21 protein-coding genes are annotated in these 24,918 nt (G+C 34.8%); 2 read left to right on the top strand and 19 right to left on the bottom strand.

Features of this window, described 5'->3' with window-relative positions:
* Positions 1-3: 3 nt before the first annotated feature.
* Both hypB and RMR19_RS00695 read right to left on the bottom strand, forming a co-directional pair.
* Positions 4-672, bottom strand: coding sequence for a hydrogenase nickel incorporation protein HypB (hypB, locus tag RMR19_RS00700; protein WP_310601628.1), 669 nt, complete (start codon positions 670-672; stop codon positions 4-6).
* Positions 673-768: 96 nt separating this feature from the next.
* The gene (locus RMR19_RS00695; protein WP_310601627.1) at positions 769-1,749 is read right to left on the bottom strand and encodes a DUF5692 family protein; all 981 of its coding nucleotides are present in this window, start codon (positions 1,747-1,749) and stop codon (positions 769-771) included.
* A gap of 297 nt (positions 1,750-2,046) precedes the next feature.
* On the opposite strand from RMR19_RS00695, the gene RMR19_RS00690 reads away from it, so the two are divergent.
* Entirely contained in the window at positions 2,047-2,751 is a 705-nt protein-coding gene (locus tag RMR19_RS00690; RefSeq protein WP_310601626.1) for a FadR/GntR family transcriptional regulator, read from the top strand.
* Between the two features lie 361 nt (positions 2,752-3,112).
* Here the strand turns inward: RMR19_RS00690 and RMR19_RS00685 are convergent, their stop codons facing one another.
* The 9 genes from RMR19_RS00685 to RMR19_RS00645 all read right to left on the bottom strand — a co-directional run bounded on the left by RMR19_RS00685 (position 3,113) and on the right by RMR19_RS00645 (position 13,204).
* Complete coding sequence (locus RMR19_RS00685) at positions 3,113-4,354, bottom strand: S41 family peptidase (RefSeq protein WP_310601625.1); 1,242 nt, start codon at positions 4,352-4,354, stop codon at positions 3,113-3,115.
* An 86-nt stretch (positions 4,355-4,440) separates the two neighbouring features.
* Entirely contained in the window at positions 4,441-5,859 is a 1,419-nt protein-coding gene (locus tag RMR19_RS00680) for a murein hydrolase activator EnvC family protein (protein ID WP_310601624.1), read from the bottom strand.
* 43 nt (positions 5,860-5,902) lie between these two features.
* Positions 5,903-6,811 carry a permease-like cell division protein FtsX gene (gene ftsX / locus RMR19_RS00675; RefSeq protein WP_310601623.1) on the bottom strand — a complete coding sequence of 303 codons (909 nt, stop codon included), beginning with the start codon at positions 6,809-6,811 and terminating at the stop codon, positions 5,903-5,905.
* Positions 6,801-7,487, bottom strand: a complete 687-nt coding sequence (gene ftsE, locus RMR19_RS00670; protein WP_310601642.1) for a cell division ATP-binding protein FtsE — start codon at positions 7,485-7,487, stop codon at positions 6,801-6,803. The genes ftsX and ftsE overlap by 11 nt, the downstream gene beginning before the upstream one ends.
* Positions 7,488-7,757: 270 nt before the next feature.
* A complete protein-coding gene (locus RMR19_RS00665; RefSeq protein ID WP_310601622.1) occupies positions 7,758-8,846 on the bottom strand; it encodes a PucR family transcriptional regulator in 1,089 nt (362 codons plus the stop codon).
* Positions 8,847-9,097: 251 nt separating this feature from the next.
* On the bottom strand, positions 9,098-10,210 hold the full coding sequence (locus RMR19_RS00660; RefSeq protein WP_310601621.1) for an ABC transporter ATP-binding protein: 1,113 nt from the start codon (positions 10,208-10,210) through the stop codon (positions 9,098-9,100).
* Positions 10,211-10,401: 191 nt separating this feature from the next.
* Positions 10,402-11,280 (bottom strand): YitT family protein, encoded by an 879-nt coding sequence (locus RMR19_RS00655; RefSeq protein WP_310601620.1) that lies wholly within the window; start codon positions 11,278-11,280, stop codon positions 10,402-10,404.
* A 17-nt stretch (positions 11,281-11,297) separates the two neighbouring features.
* Positions 11,298-12,032: a WecB/TagA/CpsF family glycosyltransferase gene (locus RMR19_RS00650; protein ID WP_310601619.1), complete on the bottom strand. Its 735-nt coding sequence runs from the start codon at positions 12,030-12,032 to the stop codon at positions 11,298-11,300.
* Positions 12,033-12,058: 26 nt separating this feature from the next.
* Positions 12,059-13,204 carry a LytR C-terminal domain-containing protein gene (locus RMR19_RS00645; RefSeq protein ID WP_310601618.1) on the bottom strand — a complete coding sequence of 382 codons (1,146 nt, stop codon included), beginning with the start codon at positions 13,202-13,204 and terminating at the stop codon, positions 12,059-12,061.
* A gap of 173 nt (positions 13,205-13,377) precedes the next feature.
* On the opposite strand from RMR19_RS00645, the gene ymfI reads away from it, so the two are divergent.
* A complete protein-coding gene (gene ymfI / locus RMR19_RS00640; RefSeq protein ID WP_310601617.1) occupies positions 13,378-14,109 on the top strand; it encodes an elongation factor P 5-aminopentanone reductase in 732 nt (243 codons plus the stop codon).
* Between the two features lie 63 nt (positions 14,110-14,172).
* On the opposite strand, the gene RMR19_RS00635 is transcribed toward ymfI, so the two are convergent.
* From RMR19_RS00635 to trpB, 8 genes are all read right to left on the bottom strand, one after another.
* On the bottom strand, positions 14,173-15,669 hold the full coding sequence (locus tag RMR19_RS00635) for a DHHW family protein (RefSeq protein ID WP_310601616.1): 1,497 nt from the start codon (positions 15,667-15,669) through the stop codon (positions 14,173-14,175).
* Between the two features lie 64 nt (positions 15,670-15,733).
* A complete protein-coding gene (locus RMR19_RS00630) occupies positions 15,734-17,005 on the bottom strand; it encodes an MBOAT family O-acyltransferase (protein WP_310601615.1) in 1,272 nt (423 codons plus the stop codon).
* Positions 17,006-17,391: 386 nt separating this feature from the next.
* Entirely contained in the window at positions 17,392-18,717 is a 1,326-nt protein-coding gene (gene aspS, locus RMR19_RS00625) for an aspartate--tRNA(Asn) ligase (protein ID WP_310601614.1), read from the bottom strand.
* A complete protein-coding gene (locus RMR19_RS00620) occupies positions 18,662-18,829 on the bottom strand; it encodes a hypothetical protein (protein ID WP_310601613.1) in 168 nt (55 codons plus the stop codon). The genes aspS and RMR19_RS00620 overlap by 56 nt, the downstream gene beginning before the upstream one ends.
* A gap of 477 nt (positions 18,830-19,306) precedes the next feature.
* Complete coding sequence (locus tag RMR19_RS00615; protein ID WP_310601612.1) at positions 19,307-20,023, bottom strand: hypothetical protein; 717 nt, start codon at positions 20,021-20,023, stop codon at positions 19,307-19,309.
* A gap of 104 nt (positions 20,024-20,127) precedes the next feature.
* Positions 20,128-22,596: a HAMP domain-containing methyl-accepting chemotaxis protein gene (locus tag RMR19_RS00610; RefSeq protein ID WP_310601611.1), complete on the bottom strand. Its 2,469-nt coding sequence runs from the start codon at positions 22,594-22,596 to the stop codon at positions 20,128-20,130.
* Between the two features lie 311 nt (positions 22,597-22,907).
* Positions 22,908-23,672 (bottom strand): tryptophan synthase subunit alpha, encoded by a 765-nt coding sequence (gene trpA, locus RMR19_RS00605; RefSeq protein ID WP_310601610.1) that lies wholly within the window; start codon positions 23,670-23,672, stop codon positions 22,908-22,910.
* Entirely contained in the window at positions 23,665-24,849 is a 1,185-nt protein-coding gene (gene trpB / locus RMR19_RS00600; RefSeq protein ID WP_310601609.1) for a tryptophan synthase subunit beta, read from the bottom strand. Before trpB ends, trpA begins: the two co-directional genes overlap by 8 nt.
* Positions 24,850-24,918 lie beyond the last annotated feature (69 nt).

Below are 24,918 nucleotides of genomic sequence, written 5' to 3'. Positions count from 1 at the left end.
ATTCTACTTAATACCCTCTTTTACTTGCTCTTTAAGCCAATCTGTCCATTCTGCGATACCTTCGCCTGTTCTTGCCGAAATAGGTATTACTTTAATATTAGGATTTAATTTTTTCGCTCTCTGTGTACATACGTCAATATCAAAATCAAAGTATTCTAATACATCAATTTTATTAATCAGTAGCACATCGCAAATAGAGAACATTAGTGGATATTTTAGTGGTTTATCATCACCTTCCGGAACACTAAGAATCATTACATTCTTGGTAGCTCCTGTATCAAATTCGGCTGGACATACTAGATTCCCTACATTCTCTAATATAACCAAATCAACATCTTCTGTTCCAAGCTCTCGTATGCCTTGTCTTGTCATATCTGCATCTAGGTGGCACATTCCACCTGTATGAAGTTGTATCACTTTAACACCTGTCGATGAAATCGTATGGGCATCTACATCCGAGTCAATATCCGCTTCCATAACGCCAATTCTTATCTCGTCTTTTAATCCGTTAATTGTGTTGATTAGTGTTGTCGTCTTTCCTGATCCTGGTGAAGACATTACATTTAGCAAAAATACATTTTCTGCTTTCAATTCTTCTCTTAAACGATTTGCATCGGCATCATTATCCTCAAATACACTTTGTTTGATTTCAATTACTTTAAATTTGCCCATAGACACCTCTCTATTTTTATATAGCCAATTATGAAACTCTTTTCCATATCTTTAAACTCTACAAAGAGTTCTACATTTAGCTAATTTCATGCTGCATTACTCCGCTAATTCTTTCACTTCTTGATACTTTCTTAAATCCACATATAACTCGCCTTTGTATGGATTTCTCTTTGTCTTTACTGCTTTATAAATCATGTAAACAAATACTGCAACGTTTGCTAATAACGCTAGTAAACTCCAAATAAATAATGGTGTTTTATTATAAGTAGAAGCTACTGCGAATTTACCTTCATCAATAAATGCTGGTACTGTTTGTGCAAACATACACCATAATGCTAATGTTTGTGCTCTATGCTGTAGCCAAGCACCTTTTCCAATTGTAAATGCACAAACGGTTGGAGCTAATAGCAATGCAAATCCACAATACCACGCATGTCCCGGCAAACAGTTATATGTATACGCAAAATTCCATAAATCATATGCTATAATCCAAAACCATAACATATCTGGCCATAACATGTCTTGACTTCCATCTTTCTTTGTTTTCTTACGAATACAAATTCCAAACCAACCTGTGATTGTTATAATATTGAGAATACCCGCCGCTGCATTCATATAGTTCCATGAACCACCAAGAACATACATTGCTTCATCTGCAAGAATTCCTCCACCTGCATAATTCATTCCCACTTCAATATCACGAGCTACTGCTTCTAAGATATTAATGGCAAGAATCAATGGTGGAAAACATAATGCAATCTTATTCGTTCTTAATGTCCACTCTTTTCCTGTCTTTTTGTTTCTTCCATGTAGATGACGAATACACCAAAAACCAATACAGCCTGCTGTTGATGAATATACTTTCGCCAAATGGAACCAATCTGTATACGTGGTATCTTTTAATACTGTGAACCACAGAATCGATAAAACGGTTGGCAATACTACAAAGCACGCAAAGCCTGCAATTGTTGATCTTCTTGAAAATTCATTAAGACCAAACAATATCAAAAATACTGCAATCCACACAAGCCATACGCTGAGCAGATTTGCACCTTCTGCATAATTAAATGTAAACATAATTACATCCCTCCTAATTGTGTTTTTCATCTCTGGTTATACCAGAAGAACACACTTCTCATTGTAAAAAACACTACCCTTTTTTATTCATTATATCAACTATAAATTATATTGCAATATTTTTTTAGTATATTTTCACAATGTTTTTATTGATTTTTCACCTTTGCTCGATTATACTATTTCTGTGGATTGTGGTTCTACCAAGACATTGTATTTGTATCTATACAAGGATTCATATAAATCCAATGGTTTGAACCACTATCAAAAAACAGTACCGTATCAAAAGGAGAGACAAAAATGGATTTTGAAAAACTAAGTGCCCCTTCGCTAAAAGAATTATTCATACAGCAATTAGAAACTATGATTCTTTCTGGCAAGTTACCTGTCGGAGAAAAACTTCCTCCAGAGCGCGAACTTGCTCATAATATGCAGGTCAGTCGCACCGTAGTCAACGGTGGAATTACCGAACTAGCCCGAAAAGGATTTCTTACAATTAAACCACGTATTGGTACTTTCGTTGCCGATTATCGCAGAAATGGAACTATTGAGACTTTGATTTCCATCATGAACTATAATGGTGGAATTTTAAGGGATGATGAGATTCGCTCTATATTAGAACTCAGACTAGGACTAGATACATTAGCAATTAATCTATGCATTCCAAAAATCACAGAAGAGGAACTTAGCATCCTAAAAGAAAAAGTTGATTTTCTAAAAACTGCACATACACCAGAGGAAGCTTCCATCATAGCTTTTGAATTCCAGCACGAATTAGCTTGCCTTTCCGGAAACACACTTATGCCTCTGATTTTCTCAAGCTTTAGAATTCCAGTTACTACACTATGGGAAAGATTCTGCCGTTTATACGGAATTGAAGCCTTACACAATAACACACTTACACTCTTCCAACATATCGAAGCCAAAGATACTCAAAAAGCCTTGAATTGGTTGACAACCTCCATCAACGATACCATTCAAGGCAATCGTCCTATTTATTATTAAAAAAACAGATGTGATTTTCCCTTACAGGAAACTCACATCTGTTTTCTTTGTACTACTTATTATATTTAGATATTCGCGAAACTCTCAATACACTTGACTGCTTCTTGATTCACGTACATTGACTAAAAAACAATAGCAAAACATCTACAGTACTTCTTGGTGTATACTGTTAAACCTAGAAAGGCAAGGCATGGACGCCGAGCCAGCCCGAGCTGAGGCAGGACGCCGAATCGAGGGCGATTCCGTAATTTTTAGACATCATAACCGTATACGCCTAGAAGTCCTTAGATGTGTAGCGTGTTTTGTGTCAATGTATGTGAATCAAGAAGCCTCCACAACATAAACCGAGTTTCGCTACTACCTACTTATTACTTTTGTCAAGAATAATCTTAATCGCTTCCTGCAATTGATTATCTTCTGATTTATCTATTGATACCTTTGTCTTTAACTCATCATTCAATTCCACAACCACATCTGGATCAATACCAATTCCATGAATGTTACGTCCTTTTGGTGTATAGTATTTTGATACCGTTACTTTAACACCACTACCATCAGTTAGAGGTATCACAGATTGAACAATACCCTTACCAAAACTTGTTGTTCCAAGAATTGTTCCTATTCCATAATCTTGAATTGCACCAGCAAACACTTCTGAAGCACTTGCACTGTTACCATTAATCATAACAACAAGTGGCTTATCAAAAGATTCCTCTGCTGTTGATTTCACTTCTTCTGTTCTAGTACCATTCTTATCTTCTGTATAAACAATCAATCCTTCTGGCAACATACGATCTAACATATCACAAACGGTATCAAGTAATCCACCTGGATTGTTTCTCAAATCTATTACTAAACCTTTCATTCCTTGCTTATCAAGTTCTTCTATCGCACTTCTGAATTGTGGTCCTGTAACTTCGTCAAACTCAGCAATTTCAATGTAACCAACGTTATTATCTAACATCTCATACGCGATTGTTGGTACTTCTACCTTACGTCGTTCGATTGTCAGCTTAATCGGCTCACTTTCTCCCTCACGAACGATCTCCACATCAACGCTTGTTCCTTCTTCCCCCTTCATCTTACCTACAACTTCAGAAAGGTCTACTCCTGTTACTTCATCACCTGCTACTTTATAGATAATATCACCAGGTAATATTCCTGACTCATAAGCAGGCCCACCTTCAAAAGGTTTTACAATTGAAATCACTCCAGTTTTAACATCTTGGGTAACATAAGCTCCAATACCACAATAACTTCCAGATGAAGATTCCATCAAGGAATCAAATTCCTCTTTCGTATAGTATACGGAATATGGGTCTCCTAAACTGCTAACCAAACCTTTATATATACCATCTACCATCTTCTCTTCATCAACTTCATTTAGATAATACTTATCAATAATTGACTTTATCCGATTAATCTTTAACCTAACATTTTTGTTCACTAAAGAATTATCTGTATCATCTTCTGCAGTTATATTTGTATTACCACTCCCAGTACTCTGTGCTGAATTACTCCAAACATAGCCAAACACAATACTAAATAAAAGTGTTGAAACTAAGACTCCAACCAGCATACCTTGAAAAAAACGATTTTTCATAAACGCGGTCCTATCCTTTCTTTTTCTGTCCATACTATTATTTTTATAACATATTTTTTAATGAGAACACACATAGCGAATCATTTTTAATTTACGTAATTTAATGGATTTACATAACTTCCATTGACAGATACACCAAAATGTAAATGAGGGCCTGTCGAAACGCCTGTAGAACCTACCAACGCAATTTGCTGTCCTTTACTAACCGTTTGACCTGCTGACACTTGCAATTGCGAGCAATGCATATAAACAGTGTATACACTATTGCCGTGAGAAATCATAATATAGTTACCTGCTCCTGCACTATAGGAAGCGGTTACAACTGTTCCTCCTTTCGCCGCTACAATAGCAGTACCTGTAGGTGCACTTATATCAATTCCTTGGTGATAAGTACTTGCTCCAGCCGTCGGTTGGTCACGATTACCAAAATACGAGGAGATTTTATGACTCGAAGGTACCGGCCACGTAAACCCTCCCTCTGTAGCTGCATCAGACGTTCCCGAATTATTGGACGAGTTATTTGACGAACTACCAGACGAATCATTACCATTCGATGAACTATTTCCATTTGATGAATTGTTACTATTCGAATTACCATTGCTCGAATTTCCTGTATTATTATTCTGATTATTCTGCTCTTGTTTCTTTTTTTCCTCTTCCTGTTTCTTGCGTTCTGCTTCTTCCTTCTTCTTACGTTCCTCTTCTTCCTTTCGTTTCTTTTCTTCCTCTGCCTTCTTACGCTTCTCTTCTTCCTCGATTCGCTTTCTTTCCTGTTCAAGAAGCTCTTCTATTAACGCTTCTTGTTCTTCAATTGCATTCGTATAATTAGAAACCATCGATTCCGATTGTTGAATATTCGCATTATATTTTACTAACTCTTCTGATTTTTTATCAATCAATTGCTCAACAGTATCTTTTTCATAATTAACTTCCTCTGTCAATTGTTCCAGCTCTACAATCTTGTTCTCAATATCCGTTTTCGCCAATTCAATCTGCTTCTTTGTATCTTGATAATTCGTCAGCATCGTCCGATCATATTGCATAATTTTTTCTATATATTCAGCTCGATTTAACATATCCGACATATCGGCTGCACCAAGAATGATTTCTATGTAATTCGTAGTACCATTCTCATACATATACTTTATTCTTTTCTTCATCGTCTCATACTGGTTTTTTTCAGTTTCTTTCGCTTCTTTCAGTTTTTCTTTTGTTTCCTTCAAATCCACATTTGCTATATCTATTTGATTCGTCAAATCACCAATTTCTTTATTCAAATCATTCAATTGACCATCCATCTTTTCGATATAGGTAACGATATCCCCTTTTTCCTTCTCTAGTTCTTTAATCTTAGCCTCTGTTTCCTCTTTCTTTTTCTCCAAGTTACTCTTTTCTGACTTGGCATCATTAATCTCCGAAGCAAAGATTGTATACACAGAAGTAAAAGTCAAAAGAGAGATTAACATTAGAATTCCAAACTTCCGTATTTGTTTCTTTCTTTTCATATTGTAATCATACCTTTCTTCTAATTGAAATACCTACTCTGTTCTATACTCGCAGATGTTTTCTCACTGTAATCATACTTCCAACTAAACCAATTCCCATTCCTATTGCTAGTGATAATGGTATCAACGTTGCAAAAACATGATTTACATTTAAGAAATGCAAAATATTTGATAATATACTGAATTTCTGTCCAATATACGCTATTGCTTGGTTGTATATAATATATAATAAAATCAACGGAACGCAAGCTCCTATCAATCCAATAATCATCCCTTCTACAATAAACGGCGAACGTACAAAATAGTCAGTTGCTCCTATTAATTTCATGATTGAAATCTCTTCTTTTCGCACAGATATACCCATTGTAATTGTCGTACTAATCAAGAAGATTGCAACTGCTAATAGCAATATAATAATCGCTCCTGATCCATAACCTAAGAGGATATTAAAATCACTCAACCCTTTTGCAAGCTTGTCTGAATTAACAACTTTACGTACACCACTTAAGCCTTGTACATACTCTACGAATTCAGGCTGCTTTGCTACCTCATCTAAATATACCATATATGATGCAGAATCCGCTAGCGGATTATCATTCTCAAACGTATCAATTAATTCCTGTTCCTCTGCAAATGTGTTCTTTCTGTACTTTTCCCATGCAGCATCTCCAGATATGTATTCCAGTGTAGCAACTTCCTCACATTGTTTAATTTGGTTTCCAATCTGCGTAATCTGCTCCTGCGTTATGTTCTCATCAAAGAAAATAGATACACCTACTGACTTTTCCTCTATCTTTACTGTATATTGAAAATTCGCTAATATGAAATAAAATATACCAAACAAGAACAAGCATGTTGCTATCGTTCCTATTGATGCTAGTGAAAACATTCTATTTCGTTGAATATTCTTTGCTCCTTGTTTAATGCTATATATAATCGAACTAATTTTCATTTGAATAACCACCCTTTTGTTCATCACTGGCTAGTACGCCTTTGTTCATTGTTATAACACGCTTCTGCATAGCATTCACAATGTCCACATTATGCGTAACAATAATTACTGTTGTTCCTCTTTTATTTACCTCTTCCAACAAAGTCATAATCTCCCACGAGTTCTTAGGATCTAAGTTTCCTGTCGGTTCATCTGCCAGTAATATCAGTGGATTATTCACAAGTGCTCTTGCTAATGCAACCCTCTGTTGTTCTCCACCTGAAAGTTCCTTTGGAAATGCCTCTAACTTATCCGACAATCCAACGAGCGATAGAATTGCTGGCACATTTCGCTGAATTGTTCGCAATGGTTTCTCAATTACGCGTTGTGCAAATGCCACATTTTCAAAAACGTTACGGTCTTTTAATAAACGGAAGTCTTGAAATACAATTCCTATATTACGTCTAAACTTAGGCACTAATCTTCTTCTAAGTCTTGTAATATCCCTTCCATTCACATAAATTTTACCTGATGTAGGTTCAATTTCCTTTAACAGCATTTTTATTAATGTTGATTTTCCAGAACCACTGCTACCAACTATAAAGACAAATTCGCCTTTTCTTATCTCAATTGTAACATCCTTTACTGCATCTACATCTTTTTGATATGACTTCGATACATTCTCCAATAGAATAATAGGAGGTTCTATTGACTCCTGCAATAATTCTTCTACTTTTGTTCTCATTTTAACTAGTCCCATGCCCTTCCACAGACCACAAATCTCTCATTGTCATAAATTAAAGTTCTAAAAAAATGTAGCACCAACTACTCTATTCGAGTAAATCGGTGCTATATCTGTTATCTCGGTACTAGAGTGTGTTTTAAAAACCTTTACACTATTCTGCACCCTAGTTTAATAACGTTCAAGACTATGTCCCTCCAGTTATCTAAACCAGTTACAATTTAATTAATACTCTAGGCTTTCCATATACTTCATATATTTAACTACCATAAGAGCAATCTTAAATGTTATAGCATCCTCAAATACACGCAAATCTAGATTCGTGCTCTTTTGTAATTTGTCCAAACGATAAACCAATGTGTTTCTATGAATATATAGCTGTCTTGATGTTTCTGATACATTAAGGCTATTTTCAAAGAATTTATTAATTGTAGCTAATGTTTCTTCATCGAAATCATCTGGTGATTTACCATCAAAGATTTCTTTAATAAACATCTTACATAATGGCATTGGTAATTGATAGATCAAACGACCAATTCCTAAGTTATTGTACGCAACTACGTTACGGCCACTATAGAAGATTTTACCTACATCAAGAGCCATCTTAGCTTCCTTGTATGATCTAGAAACATCTTTTATCTCATTCACAATCGTACCATATGCAACATGTACTTTTGTCATTGCTTCTGTATTCAGCATATCAAGAATTACTTTTGCTGTCTTATTCATATCTTCGTATGTTTCATTTGGTTTCATTTCTTTTACAAGAATAATATTCTTCTCGTCAACAGCAGTAATGAAATCTTTTGTCTTTGTAGAGAATAGTCCACGAACAGTTTCAAGAGCGTTCATGTCTTTCTCATTCTTTGTTTCAATAATGAATACAACACGTTTTACATCTGTATCGATATGAAGTTTCTTAGCACGGTTGTAGATATCTACTAGCAACAAGTTGTCCAACAATAAATTCTTGATAAAGTTATCTTTATCATATCTTTCTTTGTATGCAACTAATAGATTTTGAATTTGGAAAGAAGCAATCTTTCCAATCATATATACGTCTTCACTATCACCTTTTGCAAGGATAATATATTCTAGTTGATGTTCATCAAAAACTTTAAAAAATTGATATCCTTGAACCACTTGACTGTCCGCTGGAGAGTCAACAAATGTTAAGACATCACTTTCGTAATCCTCTGCATTCGAAATAGTTGAAGCCAATGCTTTACCTTCTGTGTCCATTACGCATATATCAATACGAGTAATTGTTTTTAAGCCTTCAATTGTATTTTGAAGAATTTGGTTTGATATCATATACTCACTCCTCTATTTTCACAAATCGTAATCTTACTTACTAATAATAGTATCACTATTTTTATTAAATGTAAACTAAATCCCCATTAAGTTACTATAAATTTTAGCAATTTTAATCAAAATCATAGTAAATATATTTAGTTCATTCATTAAACTATATGTTTTTTGCAAAAACACCTTGCATCAATCAAAGAAACGGTATAGCCATTAGCCATACCGTTTCTCCAATATATTCCTATTGTAATATCTGATTAGTGACAGATAACTTGTTCTGTTTCTTTGTCAAATACGTGAATCTTAGTTAAATCAAATGCAACTTTGATTGTATCGCCAGGTCTAGCAGTAGTACGTGGGTTAACACGTGCAGTAACTTCGAATTGGTCGATTGTGAAGTATAAGTAAACTTCAGCACCTAATAATTCATATACTTTAACTGTTGCATCAACAACACTTCCTGGTGAAGATTCCATGAAGATTTCTTCATCATGAATATCTTCTGGACGAATACCAAGAACAACTGTCTTGTTTTCGTAACCTTTTTCAAGTAAAATCTTAGCTTTAGCTTCTGTTAACTTAATAGATAACGCACCAAATGTTAAGATTACATCTGAACCAGATTTAACAACTTTACTTTCAATAAAGTTCATTTGAGGTGAACCGATAAATCCAGCTACGAATAAGTTGTTTGGTTTGTTGTATAATGAGATTGGTGAATCTACTTGTTGAACAAGACCATCTTTCATAACTACGATTCTTGTACCAAGTGTCATAGCCTCTGTTTGGTCATGTGTTACGTAGATAATTGTAGTTTCAAGTCTTTGATGTAATTTAGAGATTTCGATACGCATTTGAACTCTAAGTTTTGCATCAAGGTTTGATAAAGGCTCATCCATAAGGAATACTTTAGGATTACGAACAATAGCACGTCCCATGGCAACACGTTGTCTTTGACCACCAGATAATGCTTTTGGTTTACGATCTAACAAATGTTGGATATCAAGGATTTTAGCTGCTTCATTTACTAATTTGTCAATTTGATCTTTTGGAGTTTTTCTTAATTTAAGACCAAATGCCATGTTATCATATACTGACATATGTGGGTATAATGCGTAGTTCTGGAATACCATCGCGATATCTCTATCTTTTGGTTCTACATCATTAACTAATTTGTCTCCAATCCATAACTCACCTGAAGAGATTTCTTCAAGACCAGCGATCATACGAAGAGTTGTAGATTTACCACAACCAGATGGTCCTACGAAAATGATGAATTCTTTATCTGCGATATCAAGACAGAAATCTTTTACTGCAACAAATCCGTTAGGATATGTTTTATTAATATTTTTTAATGTTAAACTTGCCATTGAGCAGTTCCTCCCTAAATTCTTTTTTTATTTTATCAAGCAATTTTTATACCAATTCGATAATCTAATAATACACTATTTATCTGTCAAAAACCATACTCCATTTTACCAAATAAAAAAATAGCCTTTTGTATAATTTGTATATCGCTTAGTAAAATCGTTTGCTTTGTTAAGAAATTAGATGAAAAAATCTATTTTTCTTGTCTATATTCTATAAAACCTTCCCCCATAACCTCTCTAGCATCACTTACAATAATAAAAGCACTTGTATCTATAGAAGAAACAATCTCTACAACTGTTACAATCTCTTTCTTTGACACTACACAAAACAGCATCTGCTTCTCTGCATTAGAATACATACCACGTGCTGAAATGCCTGTGACACCTCTATTCATTTCTACTAAAATCTTATTCGATATCTCTTCATAATGATCCGATATGATATACGCAACTTTAGCAAACTTAAGCCCTTCTAATATGGCATCCATTACTTTTGAATTAATATAAACAGCTATAACTGCATATAATGCTTTATTCAAACCAAATACTGCCGCACCTGTTAATACGATTATACCATCAATCACAAGCAATAATTGAGGTACTGTATAATGTCTGAAATACTTTTGTACAATCATGCCGAATAAATCCGTTCCACCAGTTGTTGCATTTGTCACAAACACAAGTCCTAATCCAATACCTCCAATAACACCACCAAATACTGCTGCTAACAGATAATCTTGATACTCAATATTCATACTTGGCACAATATACAAAGCAACGGTAAAACATACCGTTGCAAACAATGTCTTTCCGACAAATTTCTTACCCTTTAATACGATGGCCACTATAAATAATGGAATATTGATTACAAGGTTACTAAGCCAAATCGGAATACCACCACTTATTAAACTACTTGTAAAATACTTAATAACAATTGCAAGACCAGAGACACCCCCTGTTACCATTCCTAGAGGCTCGTATACAACATTAACTGAAACTGCTATAAGCAAGGAACCTATTATAATCAATAGGGAATCCATGGCTTTTGATCTTTTTACTAACATCTCCATATTCAACTTTAACTCCGCTACTTTATCTTATTGTTATTATAATGCTCCAATTTCTTTTTTAATATACGTCTTGCATTCGCCTGTTTCAAAGGTCGCCAAGCTCTCATATGATGATAGATACCTTGTAAACCAAGCTTCTTTATTATTAAAGGAATCTCATTATACTCCTTTAACATACCATCTTTAATATCAGCTAATACAAGGCAAAGCTTTGCATTTAACTTTGTACGGTTTCTATCAATCCATAATTCCTGCTCAGGACTTTCTAATGCAAGAACTAAGATATCTGGCGCTATCGCATTAATTTCATTAATAACAAGATCTTCGTTCTCTGTTATATCTCCTATATAAGAGCCTGCAACAAGAAAACGATCCTCTACTTTTCTTTTATAATTAAAAAAACTTTCTACTTGGTTTGCCATATCAGACACAATAAACATTGTCTTCTTTGAGCAATCCATATTGCGCAAGCTTAATTGCAATTTATGAAAATCACTAACATAGTTCGTATCTTCATATCTATGCGGATACACCAACGATAAAAGTATCTCTTGCGCTGGCAATATATAATCCGCACATGCAAGACTATTTTTGAACTCTTCATCTTCATTTGCATATTCAAGAGTTTTTGCAGTAATAAGGAATACGATATCTAAACAATCATTATACAGAAACTCTTTTAATTTCTGACTGAATGCTAGAACGGATATGACATCCACATCAACCCCCATTACGCTAATTTTATTTTTCATTTCAACCTCCATACGCAACTGTTCAGCTATCTATTTTCCGAAACGCCTAATATAATCTGTATATCAAAACCTTCTGGTACATCGCCAACTTCAATTGTTGCATTCTGAAACAAAGATATCAAATCTCTTCCCATTCCTGCGTCAGTCACAATGATTTTTGTATCCTGTAATACTGATCCTGAATAGTTACCAACTTCGCCAACCGAAAATCCTGCATTTCGAATAATGCCACTGTATCTGCTTGCTAAACCAGTAATCTTACTTCCATTTAACAAAGAAATTCTTAGTCCAACTGATGAGATTGGATCAGCATCTTGCACTGCATCCTGTGTAATTTCATATGCCTCATTATTAACCAACTGTGTAATAAACTCTTTTGTCAATTCTATATCCGCATCATAGTATTCCGATTCTTGTACACCTGGAATTATATGATAGTATATATAATCACTATTTACATTTCGATATGTGGATGCATATTTTTGTTTCGATTCCAATGGCAGATTAGACTTTGCTACTTCATAAAATCTCGCTAAGTACTCTTTCATCGAGTAGGACTCGTTCTCATTTACTGATTCAAGAATACTGTCTGTAAGCACATATACAAAACCCTCTACCAAATCTCCCGTTTGCAATACTATCGTTCTTGTCTCTTCTTTAAATATAGAATCTGCCGTATCACTATTTATGATTGTATAGCAACTGAGTTCTGTTCCAAGAAGTTCATTCACTATAAGCTTTCCATATCCAAATCTCGTCGCCGCATCAAAATACGTATTCAGATTCTTCAAAGATATAATCTGTGGAATCTGCTCATTCTTTGCATACAATTTCTGATACAATTCTGTTGACAACGAAAACTGTGTATCACTTGGAATCGTAATATAATCCAAGTTATTCGTATACGAATTCAAGATTTCCAATACAATTCCTTGTATATTCTCTTCTTCATCTGTTATATATATTAAATTCTTACAAATATTATCTGCTGTACCATCATTTGCAATCGAATTGCTTCGAGCACTCGTTTGGTTTCCCTCTTTATGCGTTGCTCTATATACCCCTATAGTCAGTTTATATGTTATAAAACCAACAATAAACATTAAAAACATCATACAACCAGCACGAACAAATCCTCTTGCGAATGCTCGAAAATGTTTATTTCGTTTCATAATATTCCTTTCACTCTATAATCTGCATTCCATATATTAGTACTATTGTACTACATCAAGTAGTATAGCAGATACCGCCCAAAGTATCAACTATGGAATTTTTCTCCTTTTCTTGCTTTTTTAATATGTTCTTATTACAATAGAATTAAGTATTTTAAGAAAAGGAGTATTCTATGATTTCAAAATCTGTTATCGTAACCGGTGCTTCCCGTGGCATTGGCAGAGCAATCGCTATTCAATTCGCCAAAGCAGGATACCATGTTGCTATTAACTGTAATACAAACGCTGATTTATTAGAGAATGTAAAGCAAGAGATTACCTCTTATGGTGTGCATTGCATCTCCTATGTTGGCAATATTGGCGAAGAAGAACACGCTATGAAACTATGCTCTAATACAATAGAGGCTTTTGGACATGTTGATGTTCTTATTAACAATGCAGGAATATCCCACATCGGACTTCTTAGTGACCTTTCTCTTGCTGAATGGAATTCTATCGTAACAACAAACCTGACGTCCGTATTCCTATGTTCCAAAGGGGTCACTCCCAACATGGTTCAACAAAAATCTGGTCGAATTATTAACATCTCTTCTGTATGGGGAATTGCAGGTGCTTCTTGCGAAGTTGCCTATTCCGCAACCAAAGGCGGAATTAACTCTTTCACAAAAGCATTAGCAAAGGAACTTGCTCCAAGTAATATTCAAGTAAATGCCATCGCATGCGGTGCAATCGACACCGAGATGAATCAATTTCTCTCGACAGAAGACCGCGAAGAATTAGAGAACGAGATTCCTAGCGGCAGATTTGGCAAGGTAGAAGAGGTGGCGGAGTTTGTCTATGCAATTGCTACGGGTAGTACCTATCTAACAGGTCAGATTATTCCTTTTGATGGCGCTTGGTTATAGGACAATAATGCCAATTTGAACCTCCTTCAAATTGGCATTATCATCCTAACTTCTTATATCCATTTATTTTATCTTATCAATCAACGATACAACCGTATTATTAATCGCCTCTGCATTATTAACAAATATCACATCGTTGATTTTCTTCTTCTTAACAAGACTCGTTAAGCTTCCCTTATAATATCGATAATCTACAATATATATTTTTCTATAGTGATCTACAAGGAATGGTATCATCGCATTTCCATAGGATTCTTTTATTACAACACAGGTTTCTTTGCTCTTGCTGTTTTTATTCGTAATAACCGAATATGGGTTATCTCCTGCCACAAAGGTACTGTATTTTGAATTTTCTTTGTATTTTGAAACATCATTAACGATTGGCCAATTGTGTTCCACACCTTGCTTATCGGTATAAACCATCGAATTTGTTCCCATTGGCACATATGCCTCAATGGTATCTATATTCTTCTTCACAAGCTTAGATTGGTCTGTCGCTGCATAATACGCCCCTAAGAAGCCTGTATATTCCCTCTTCTCAAAACTTGATAACGGATTTGGTTTGATTCCTTTTGTTTCACAGAATTTCTCATATGCATAATATGCCCCTAACGCCGTCCAATGATGATCCGTCTTAAAGTAAAGATACTCTTTATTATGCGACTTAATATTATCAATGGCATCAACCGCTTTTACTTTTTTACTAAGTTTTGAATAGATATAATCAAATGCTGCCTTTTGGTCACTCGAACCAATCATTTTACTCTTTTCTTCATCTACGTAAATTCCAACGCTTGTCGGTGCTAACAAATCATATACATTTGCCACACCGTCTAGCTTCTTCGCAATCTTATTAATCGTCTTCGCATAGTTGTCTGCTGCCGACAAACTAAAATAATACAAACTAAATGATCTTTCTTTTGTTACATAGATACTGCCAAATGTCTGTCCATTATTGATATCTTTCTTGCTTACAGATACTGGTTCTTCTTTTTCACCCTTGTCTTTCGCAATGTTATTATCGTCTACCGTCGTGTTCTGTTCGTCCACCTCTGCAAATTCCGCATCCTCAGTTGTTGTATCTTCTACATGTATATCCGTATCTTTTTGGGCATCTTCCAAATCATCATTTTTACTCGTTTCATCGACTTCGACTTCATCCCAAACAAAATCACCTTCCTCTTCAAAAGTAAGATCCATATCTCCTTGTGCTACCTCTTCATTTCCAACCTCAGGTATCTCATCTGCAACCACTGCCGACCCAGTAATTTGCTCCGTTTGAATCCCATATAAATCGTCAAGCACTCCATCTGCCTTTATTAATTCCTCACGGAAAGGATAGGTATCTGCATACCATGTAGTCAATGTACTAAAGTACTGCCCATCCCACACTGTAGAAAATTCAGGCTTAGGCAAGTTTTGTAACTCTCTTTTTTCTATATCCGAGTACTTTGGTCTCAACGTATAGATAGCTCCCAATATCATACCACCAAATAGTATCACTACAAAAACAACTATTTTAATTCGGTAATATATATGCTTTCTTTCATTATTATTCATTTAATAACCATGCCTTTCTTATAGCCTGCAAACGTTAGGCACTTTCATTCCGCTGTTTTTCGCTCTAAAATTGAAAATATATAAATGGATTATAACTATTTCCCACTAGTGACATTACAGACACAATTAGCATAATTGGAACAGCCATTATCTCAACTACCATAGATGCATGCATAATCCAACGATATCTATACTCTAAGTCACTCACTACCTCACTTAAAAACTTGACAATTTTTGTCGAACCAATTACTGCTATTATAATAAAGAACATATTATTTTCTAATAGCAATGAAGTTCTGATATCTATAAACGATAACTCGCCTGCGCCAAACAGTTCTTTTCCTATACGAAACATAAGGTTCATATCCGAATAGCGGAAGATTAACCAACCAAACAACGTGATAATAAGTAAATAGATATGTGAGATACCCTTTCCATTCTTTCTAACCCTCTTCGGTACGATTAACTTCTCAAGTACAATAAACACGAAGAAATAAATCCCCCACAACAGATAGTTATAGGAAGCCCCATGCCATAAACCTGTCAATGCCCATACAACAAACAAATTAATCATTGTTCGAATTGCGCCTAAACGATTTCCTCCTAATGGAATGTATACGTAATCACGGAAGAATGAGCCTAATGATATGTGCCATCTTCTCCAAAATTCACTTACTGATTTCGACATATATGGATAATCAAAATTTTCTTTATATTCAAAACCAACCATTTTTCCTAAACCAATTGCCATATCTGAATATGCTGAGAAATCCATATAAATCTGCAACATATACATAAATAACCCTAGCCAAAGACCAGCAATACTAGATGTCTGCAAATCATTTGTACTCGTTGGTAACAGTGTGTCCGCTAACGAGGCTAAATGATTCGCCAAAACTGCTTTCTTTGCTAAACCAATGCAGAAACGATTAATTCCCTTGCTTATCAATTCTTTTGTTACAACTCGATATTCCATCTGCTCCGCAATATCCTGATAGCGAATAATTGGCCCCGCAATACATTGATGAAAAAGACTTGAGTATAACAATAATTTCGCAAAAGATCTTTGCTCTTCACAATCTTCTCTATATACATCCACCACATAACTAATCAATTGAAATGTATAGAACGAGATACCAATCGGCAATATAATATCAACTGCCTTTAAATTATAATTCGAAACATGATTCATAATATCTATAATAAAATTTGTATACTTAAACACAATTAATATCATTAGTTGTAGAGAAACAATCATAACTAAGCATAAACGACGCACAAACGACGTTTTTGATGAGGCAATCAGCAAGCCTCCTATATAACTAATAAACGTCATTCCAATTATTACATATATAAACTTAACGCCACCGAACGAATAAAAAATCAGTGAGCTTATTAACAATACCCAATTTTTATTTCTACTAAAATAATACGCTATCAACGACAATGGCAAAAATAAAAACAAAAAAATAAGACTAGAAAATACCATCGTTTTTCCCCTTTTCCAATTACTGTATAACCTTGTACCAAAAACAAATATTTCATTAATACTCTCTATTATTATATGTATTCCACATAGTATTTACTTATACCATACCAATTTATCAATATAACAAAATCACACCGATAAAACAAGAGGACTTATGGATTATTTTTTGCCAATTTGTCCTCTTATTTGTAGTTTCAGTTAAAAATTAGTACTTTTATTGCACGAACTAAATTTTAAGGAGTAACTCGGTTTACATCCCTTGGAAATAACGTCGCCAATCTCACATTTTCTTGTTCCAGAAGTCTGCTTGTAAAACGCTCTAGCCCCATGCCTAAACCTCCATGTGGTGGCATTCCATATTTATGCATCATCAAATAACTTTCAAACAATTCTACTGTCATTCCACGCTCTTTCATCTTCGCCACTTGCATCTCATAGTCATGAATTCTTTGCCCTCCCGTAGTAATTTCTAAACCACGGAATAGCAAATCGAAGCTCAATGTTACTTCCCTATCTTCTGTATCCTCCATCGCATAGAAAGGACGCTTCCTCGTTGGATAATGTGTAACAAAAACAAATTCGCTTCCTGTCTTTTTCTTAATCACTTCACATAATAGCTTCTCTTCTTCTGGCTCAAAATCGTCATAGTCTTTTATTTCTCTTTTATATTCTTTTGCAACCAGTTCCTTTGCCTCCATAAATCGAATCGTTGGAATTCCTTCCACCTCTGGAAGTTTTACTTTTAGAAGATTAAGTTCATAATGATAAATCTCTTTCAAATGTTCCATCGCATATTGAATCATAGCTGTTTCCATCTGCATAATATCTTCAAAATTCTGAATATATCCCATCTCAAAGTCAACACTTGTATATTCATTAAGATGTCTTGATGTATCATGCTTCTCTGCTCGAAACACGGGTGCAATCTCAAACACCCTTTCATATACTCCAACCATCATCTGCTTATAAAATTGTGGGCTTTGTGCCAAATATGCTTCCTTCCCAAAGTAATTCAATTGAAAAATATTCGCTCCACCTTCTGCACCCGCATACACAATCTTAGGTGTACGCACCTCAGTAAACTTTTGATTAGAAAGATACTCACGAAATGCCTGGCACAACCCTTCCTGAATCTTAAATATTGCTCTTTCCTTCTCATTACGCAATGTAATCGGTCTATAGTTAAGTAGATTATCTATTGATGTATCTACTCTCTTATTATTAATTACGATAGGTGATTCCGCTACTGGCTTTGATAGTACTTCTATATCTACCATCTGTAGCTCCACTCCTGTTTTTGAACGCTCCTCTTTCACAACATTTGCAGTAATAACAACCGAGTACTCTTCCCCTATCTCATTCAATGAAAACTTCGAGAATTCCTCTCCATAGATACACTGAATTACCTCTCTTTTCGTTCTCAATAATACAAATGCAAATCCACTCATCTTACGAATCTTATAGATACTTCCATGTACCTTGATTGTTCCACCTATATATTCACTAAATTGTTCTGGCTCTATCGTTCTTTGCTCTATCATTCCTGTCATTCGATTCATAATGTTTACCTATTCCATATGCTATGGTTCTTTCTTTATTATTTTTGTAGTTATTCCTAACCTTATATGCAGACCCCATAGTATCCATATAGGCATCGTCTCTATGCCTCATATTATCACCACCTCTCACATATGATTTAATAGGTTCTTATGAATCCACTTCATCATATCAACGTTTTGCATCAAAAATGCATAGTATTAAGTCCAATTATGCAATATAAACTCAAATCTTATCAATTTTTCAAAAAAAGCATACAAAAAAGAACCACAAAGGTAATATCTCATTTACCAATGTGGTTCTTTATAGTCTTACTGCTATCTATAATCATCCCACATAGGCACAACACTTCTAGCGTGTGTACCTATGAGTTTTCACATTACTATCTCACAGCTACACACGCTATCTATCATCGTCCCTATTGATTTGACTAAAGTTAAGATTTGTCATACTATATTCCTCTTTTCTCTAAGCAATTCGCTTAACAATTAAATTACGTGTAGTTTGCTTGAATATTTTCTATACTCTACCATGTTATTTTCTTGCTGTCAACGGTAATTAATACATTTCATATGCAATTCTATTTGACCGTTAGTGATATGTTGCAATTAGCTCCATAAAATATTGACTAAGTTCATCCGGAACATCCACCACTACTATTTCTTCATATTTTCCATAACCATGATCATAATAGTATACAAACACTAATTTATCATTATCTACATAGTAATCAAACCCTTTAACTGAAGCCAAAAATCCATCTTTACTTTTTTTATAAAAAGAGAGCGTTTCCTCACTGTTAGGCATTGGCAGTCTGCGTGTCTTTTTATTTGTAGCACCAAAAGGCTTATAACGATTTTTATCAGCAAAGTTCATAAGCGCATCAAACTTTTCAGCATCAATATCAGGGATGGTAATAACTACAGGCTCTGAATTTTTTTTGACATTTTTTACCCCAATTGTGTAATAATACTCAAAGTTATCACCATCCGCATAATAAGCCTTTGCTTGCCCCCATTGTTCTTCCACACAATAGAGCACTCCGTTAATGTCACCCTTTCCTATACTTTGTACAATATCAAATCGTTCAAAATCTACATGCTGAATCTTCTTATGATCCACCGTATAGAAATCTTCCTGTAGTGTGATATCTATCGGATACAATAAATTGTCATCATAGAAACCTCCGCGATATGTTACCCCCTCTACCTCAACCGTCAACTCACTTGACTCTGTCTCCAAAAGGGAGCATGCCGTAAAACTCAATACAACAAAGATACAAAATATAATCCCGACTATTTTTTTCATCCCCAATAACATCTCCTAATTATTTTTATACTGCAAATAATTCCTCAGTATGTATATTGGATAATTATATCACTGGTCATCATAAAATTCATCTACCTTTTTACTTATACTTCTGTCTCCACGCTAAAGTACGCCAAATCCTTCTGTAATTCAATCGACAGCACCTTAAATTGTGATGCAGTATCTGCTAACACTATTGAAGCTTCGTTTAATTCTTGCATTGAGCTGTTTGTTTGCTCTGTTGATGCTGCATTTTCTTCTGAAATTGCAGATAAATTCGTAATTACTTCTATTGTCTTTTCCCTAGATGTATTGCAATCATTTGCTTGCGCAATAATCCCTTTCATCTGTTCTCCTGATGATTGAATACCATTGCTTACTTCTAAGAATCTCTCATTTGTCTCTTCTAATTTTTCTTTTTGCTCTTCTACAATTGCAGTAATCTGCTCTACATATTGTACTGTTGTTTGTGACTCTTCTGTTAGTTTTGTTATTATGCTATCGATAATTTTTGCAGAAGAATTCGATTGTTCCGCTAACTTTTGAATCTCAGTAGCGACAACTGCAAATCCTCTACCTGCTTCCCCTGCTCTTGCTGCTTCAATGCTGGCATTCAATGATAATAGATTTGTCTCGTCTGCTATAGAAGTAATTAGATTAATTGCTGTTCTTATTTGACGAACAGAATCATCGGTAACTCTAATCTGTGTTGCAATCTTATCAAATGCAGAAGTAGTTCGATTACTTGATTCTCCAAGTTCCTGTACTACTACCAACGACTCATCACCTTGTTGTTTCATCTTAGTTGCTGAAGTTGATAATTGACTTACCTTTTCAATAATTTGGTTAATCATATCTCCCATTGTTGCAATCTCACCAGAAGATATCGTTATGTCTTCTGCTTGAGCAATCGCACCTTGTGATATGTCGCTGATAGCAGAGGCAATTGTATCCGCAACTCCATTTGTCTGCTGTGCTTTTTCTTCCATAAGAAGACCTGATTGTATCAACGTTTTTGATACCTTTTGTAACGAAAGAATTACTTCTGCTAACTTATCTAAGAACACATTCAAACTTTGTCCAAACTGCGAGAATTCATCTCCCTTTGATACGTCTGCACGAACGCTAATATTACCTGCTGTTACTTGTCCTAGCATTTTCTTAAAACTAATAATACTGCCGCGTATACCTTTTCCGATAACAAATGTAATTACGATAATACAAATCGCAGTTATTACCAAAACAATAACGATTAATAATATAATCTTTGCTTGGATCGAATCCATATCCTCTTTAATTGTCTCTTTAATAGAAGTCGATTTTTCTGTTAACTGTTTACTTAACTCTGCATTATCTGATTTAAGGTCAAGAAGAGTCGTATCTAATCGTTGCATCTCATTAAAGCAATCTTGCTCCACTTTGATATTGTTTAAAATCTCTTCCTTCAAAGACTCATTTATTGAATAAACCGCCAAGTTAGCTTCTAATTCACTATATGCACCTTGAATCGTTGTCTTATTATCTTCTACTGCTTTTCCTTCATTCACTAGTTTACTATAAGTATCTACAGCTTCAATCAATGCCGTATGCGCTTTTGTGAAATCAAATATATCTGTTACCGCTCCACCTATCTGCAATCCCGCCTTCACAGGTACTTCCATATATAAATCATAATATATCGTATCATATTCTTGAGACTCCAATGCTGTAATTGGCATTTTAACGCTGATTTCTTCCCACATTTCTCTAGATGATGTAAAATTAGCCTTTACATGGATAGCCGCATTCTTGTTAAACTCTGCTATAGAAACCTCTTGTAGTGCATCTCCATAGGAGCTTGCCAAATCTGAATCCGTAAGTGCAGACAAATCTAATTCTGCCTTTACATCACCTTTTTTTAGATAAATGTTATCAATATAGATATCTTTCTTATATTCATATCCAGTCCCACCAATACGTGCTACGAATACATCTCTTTTCCCTACCTCTGGAAGCTTGCTGCTATATGTAATTTTTATGTATTCTTTGTTTCCAATCTTAACTGTTTTCCCATCACCTTCAATTGCGGTCCATTTTGTTTCCGCCCAAGAATTATCATTCATTAACTGTTGCAACTGACTGTGAACGGTATCACTATTGCTTAGATACTGTGCATACAATCCTACTGCTTTACTAAATCCACGTTCGTTACATAACGGAATAATTTGTTGATAGTTTGCTAAATTTTTTTCAATACTTTCCTGCATTTGATTCATATCGGAATCAAATTTGCTATCGATTGTTTTCTCTATTTCTTCTGAAAGAAGTTTCATTTTGTCCAAATTATTCGTAATTGTATCAAGATATACTTGTTCCAAATAATATATGTACATACTATCTGCTGCTTCATTCTTCCCTTGAAGTTGATTGATTTCACTTATGCTTGTCTCAATATCACTGTTATTGTTATTTCTTCTAATTCCGTACACTCCTACCAAGCCTAAAATCAGTATTCCTATGAACGCAATACTACCAAGTTCAATAATCTTACCTTGTATTGTTCGAAATACATTTGTCTTTTGTTTTTTCTTCATATAAGTTTCCTTCCCTTCATGCATTCTTATGCACGGTTAATTTATCATGACTTTTCTAGCTATTTATTAGTTAATTAATTTATTTGTTAGGTTAATATTATCATAACTTTTTCAAATATACAATAGTATCAATTATATATTTTTTTAATAAATCCCACTTGAAAGTGCTGTTTTAAATATAAATCTATATTTTCCACAGACAAAAACGCAAAAAAATACCTTATTCCAAATATAATATTGCATTTACGATACAATCAATACTATATTTAGCATAAGATATTTTTAGTTTTTTAACCTTATTATTTTATTTTTTAATTACTAAGCAATTCACTTACATACTCATAAATCTTCTCAGCAGCATCTTCACCATACTGTGCAATAATCTTAACAATTGCACTACCAACAATTGCTCCATCCGCTTCTTTAAAATATTCTTGCACTTGTTCCTTTGTATGTATACCAAAACCAATTGCCACTGGAGTATCCGTAACCTTACGAATACTTCCTACGATTTCTGGTACATTTGTCTTAATATCGCTTCGAACTCCTGTAACTCCCATAGAAGAAACTACATAGATAAATCCTTGCGCTTCTTTTGCAATCATCTCAATTCTACTTGCAGACGTTGGCGCGATTAATGATACTAACTCTAAATCATATTGAGCTGCTATATCGGCTAACTCTCCTTTTTCTTCAAATGGCATATCCGGAATAACTAATCCATCAATACCAACCTCTTTACATCTCTTGCAGAAACGTTCTGAACCATATTTATAGATTGGGTTTAAATATGTTAAAAATACTAATGGAATGTTTGTTTTCTTACGAAGAGATACCACCATATCAAACACTTTATCTGTTGTACAACCTGCACTTAGCGCACGAATATTAGCCTCTTGAATAACTGGCCCTTCTGCAATTGGATCAGAGAATGGGATACCAATCTCTACTAATGAAGCTCCTGCTCTCTCCATCTCTAATATAAATTCTTCCGTCTTATCTAAACTTGGGTCTCCTGCTGTTAGGAAACCGATAAATGCTTTTTTATTTTCAAATGCGCTCTTTATTCTACTCATGTAAATCTACCCCCCTGTATCTTGCAATAGCCGCTACGTCTTTATCACCTCTACCAGATAAACAACAGATAATAATTTGATCTTTTGACATTGTTGGTGCAAGCTTCATAATATGAGCTACTGCATGACAGCTCTCAATTGCTGCAATAATTCCTTCCTGCTTTGCTATATATTCGAATGCATCTACTGCCTCTTCATCTGTAACAGGCACATAGGTTGCTCTTTTAATATCATGTAGGTAAGCATGCTCTGGCCCAATTCCCGGATAGTCAAGCCCTGCCGAGATTGAATATACTGGAGCAATCTGACCGTATTCATCTTGGCAGAAATACGATTTCATACCATGGAATATTCCCTCCGAACCAACTGCTATTGTTGCTGCTGTTTCCTCTGTATGAATACCATGACCTGCTGCCTCACAACCTATTAATTGAACAGATTCGTCTTCAATAAAGTTATAAAATGTTCCCATCGCATTACTTCCACCACCACAACAAGCCATTACTACATCTGGTAGTTTCCCTTCTGCTTTTAGAATTTGCTCCCTAGCTTCTTTACTTATAATACTTTGAAAATCTCTTACCATTGTTGGAAATGGATGAGGTCCCATAACAGAACCAAGTACATATAATGTATCCTCGACTCTTCTTGTCCATTCTCTCATACAATCATTAACAGCATCTTTTAATGTCATCGTTCCTGTTGTAACAGGGTGAACCGTTGCTCCAAGTAACTCCATACGATATACATTCAAAGCTTGGCGAACGGTATCTTCTTTCCCCATAAAGATTTCACACTCTAATCCAAGCAACGCTGCTGCTGTTGCCGTAGCAACACCGTGTTGCCCAGCACCTGTTTCTGCAATAACTCTTGTCTTTCCCATCTTCTTTGCAAGCAACGCTTGGCCAAGAACGTTATTTATCTTATGAGAACCTGTATGATTCAAATCCTCTCTCTTTAGATAAATCTTCGCCCCACCTAAATCTTTAGTCATCTTCTCTGCATAATATAGTAACGATGGTCTTCCCGCGTACTCATTAAGCAATGTTGTTAACTCTTTATTGAATTCCTCATCATTCTTATAGAACTCATATGCTTCCTCTATCTTAATTAATTCGTTCATTAGGGTTTCCGGAACATACTGTCCACCGTGTTTACCAAATCTTCCTTTACTCATAATTTACTTCGCTCCTTTTCATTGTTTTGTAAAACCCTTTTTCTATTCAAAGTATTTTACAATTGTCTA

Source organism: Anaerosporobacter sp., from assembly GCF_031551385.1.
GTDB lineage: Bacteria > Bacillota > Clostridia > Lachnospirales > Lachnospiraceae > Anaerosporobacter.
Note: the sequence above shows the minus strand (reverse complement) of the source record. Positions and strands in the feature narration are given on the sequence as shown.

What these genes read in the sequence shown, in the direction of transcription:
- hypB (WP_310601628.1), bottom strand. Translation starts at nt 672, where the DNA reads ATGGGCAAATTTAAAGTAATTGAAATCAAACAAAGTGTATTTGAGGAT.
- RMR19_RS00695 (WP_310601627.1), bottom strand. Translation starts at nt 1,749, where the DNA reads ATGTTTACATTTAATTATGCAGAAGGTGCAAATCTGCTCAGCGTATGG.
- RMR19_RS00690 (WP_310601626.1), top strand. Translation starts at nt 2,047, where the DNA reads ATGGATTTTGAAAAACTAAGTGCCCCTTCGCTAAAAGAATTATTCATA.
- RMR19_RS00685 (WP_310601625.1), bottom strand. Translation starts at nt 4,354, where the DNA reads ATGAAAAATCGTTTTTTTCAAGGTATGCTGGTTGGAGTCTTAGTTTCA.
- RMR19_RS00680 (WP_310601624.1), bottom strand. Translation starts at nt 5,859, where the DNA reads ATGAAAAGAAAGAAACAAATACGGAAGTTTGGAATTCTAATGTTAATC.
- ftsX (WP_310601623.1), bottom strand. Translation starts at nt 6,811, where the DNA reads ATGAAAATTAGTTCGATTATATATAGCATTAAACAAGGAGCAAAGAAT.
- RMR19_RS00665 (WP_310601622.1), bottom strand. Translation starts at nt 8,846, where the DNA reads ATGATATCAAACCAAATTCTTCAAAATACAATTGAAGGCTTAAAAACA.
- RMR19_RS00660 (WP_310601621.1), bottom strand. Translation starts at nt 10,210, where the DNA reads ATGGCAAGTTTAACATTAAAAAATATTAATAAAACATATCCTAACGGA.
- RMR19_RS00655 (WP_310601620.1), bottom strand. Translation starts at nt 11,280, where the DNA reads ATGGAGATGTTAGTAAAAAGATCAAAAGCCATGGATTCCCTATTGATT.
- RMR19_RS00650 (WP_310601619.1), bottom strand. Translation starts at nt 12,032, where the DNA reads ATGAAAAATAAAATTAGCGTAATGGGGGTTGATGTGGATGTCATATCC.
- RMR19_RS00645 (WP_310601618.1), bottom strand. Translation starts at nt 13,204, where the DNA reads ATGAAACGAAATAAACATTTTCGAGCATTCGCAAGAGGATTTGTTCGT.
- ymfI (WP_310601617.1), top strand. Translation starts at nt 13,378, where the DNA reads ATGATTTCAAAATCTGTTATCGTAACCGGTGCTTCCCGTGGCATTGGC.
- RMR19_RS00635 (WP_310601616.1), bottom strand. Translation starts at nt 15,669, where the DNA reads ATGAATAATAATGAAAGAAAGCATATATATTACCGAATTAAAATAGTT.
- RMR19_RS00630 (WP_310601615.1), bottom strand. Translation starts at nt 17,005, where the DNA reads ATGACGTTTATTAGTTATATAGGAGGCTTGCTGATTGCCTCATCAAAA.
- aspS (WP_310601614.1), bottom strand. Translation starts at nt 18,717, where the DNA reads ATGAATCGAATGACAGGAATGATAGAGCAAAGAACGATAGAGCCAGAA.
- RMR19_RS00620 (WP_310601613.1), bottom strand. Translation starts at nt 18,829, where the DNA reads ATGAGGCATAGAGACGATGCCTATATGGATACTATGGGGTCTGCATAT.
- RMR19_RS00615 (WP_310601612.1), bottom strand. Translation starts at nt 20,023, where the DNA reads ATGAAAAAAATAGTCGGGATTATATTTTGTATCTTTGTTGTATTGAGT.
- RMR19_RS00610 (WP_310601611.1), bottom strand. Translation starts at nt 22,596, where the DNA reads ATGAAGAAAAAACAAAAGACAAATGTATTTCGAACAATACAAGGTAAG.
- trpA (WP_310601610.1), bottom strand. Translation starts at nt 23,672, where the DNA reads ATGAGTAGAATAAAGAGCGCATTTGAAAATAAAAAAGCATTTATCGGT.
- trpB (WP_310601609.1), bottom strand. Translation starts at nt 24,849, where the DNA reads ATGAGTAAAGGAAGATTTGGTAAACACGGTGGACAGTATGTTCCGGAA.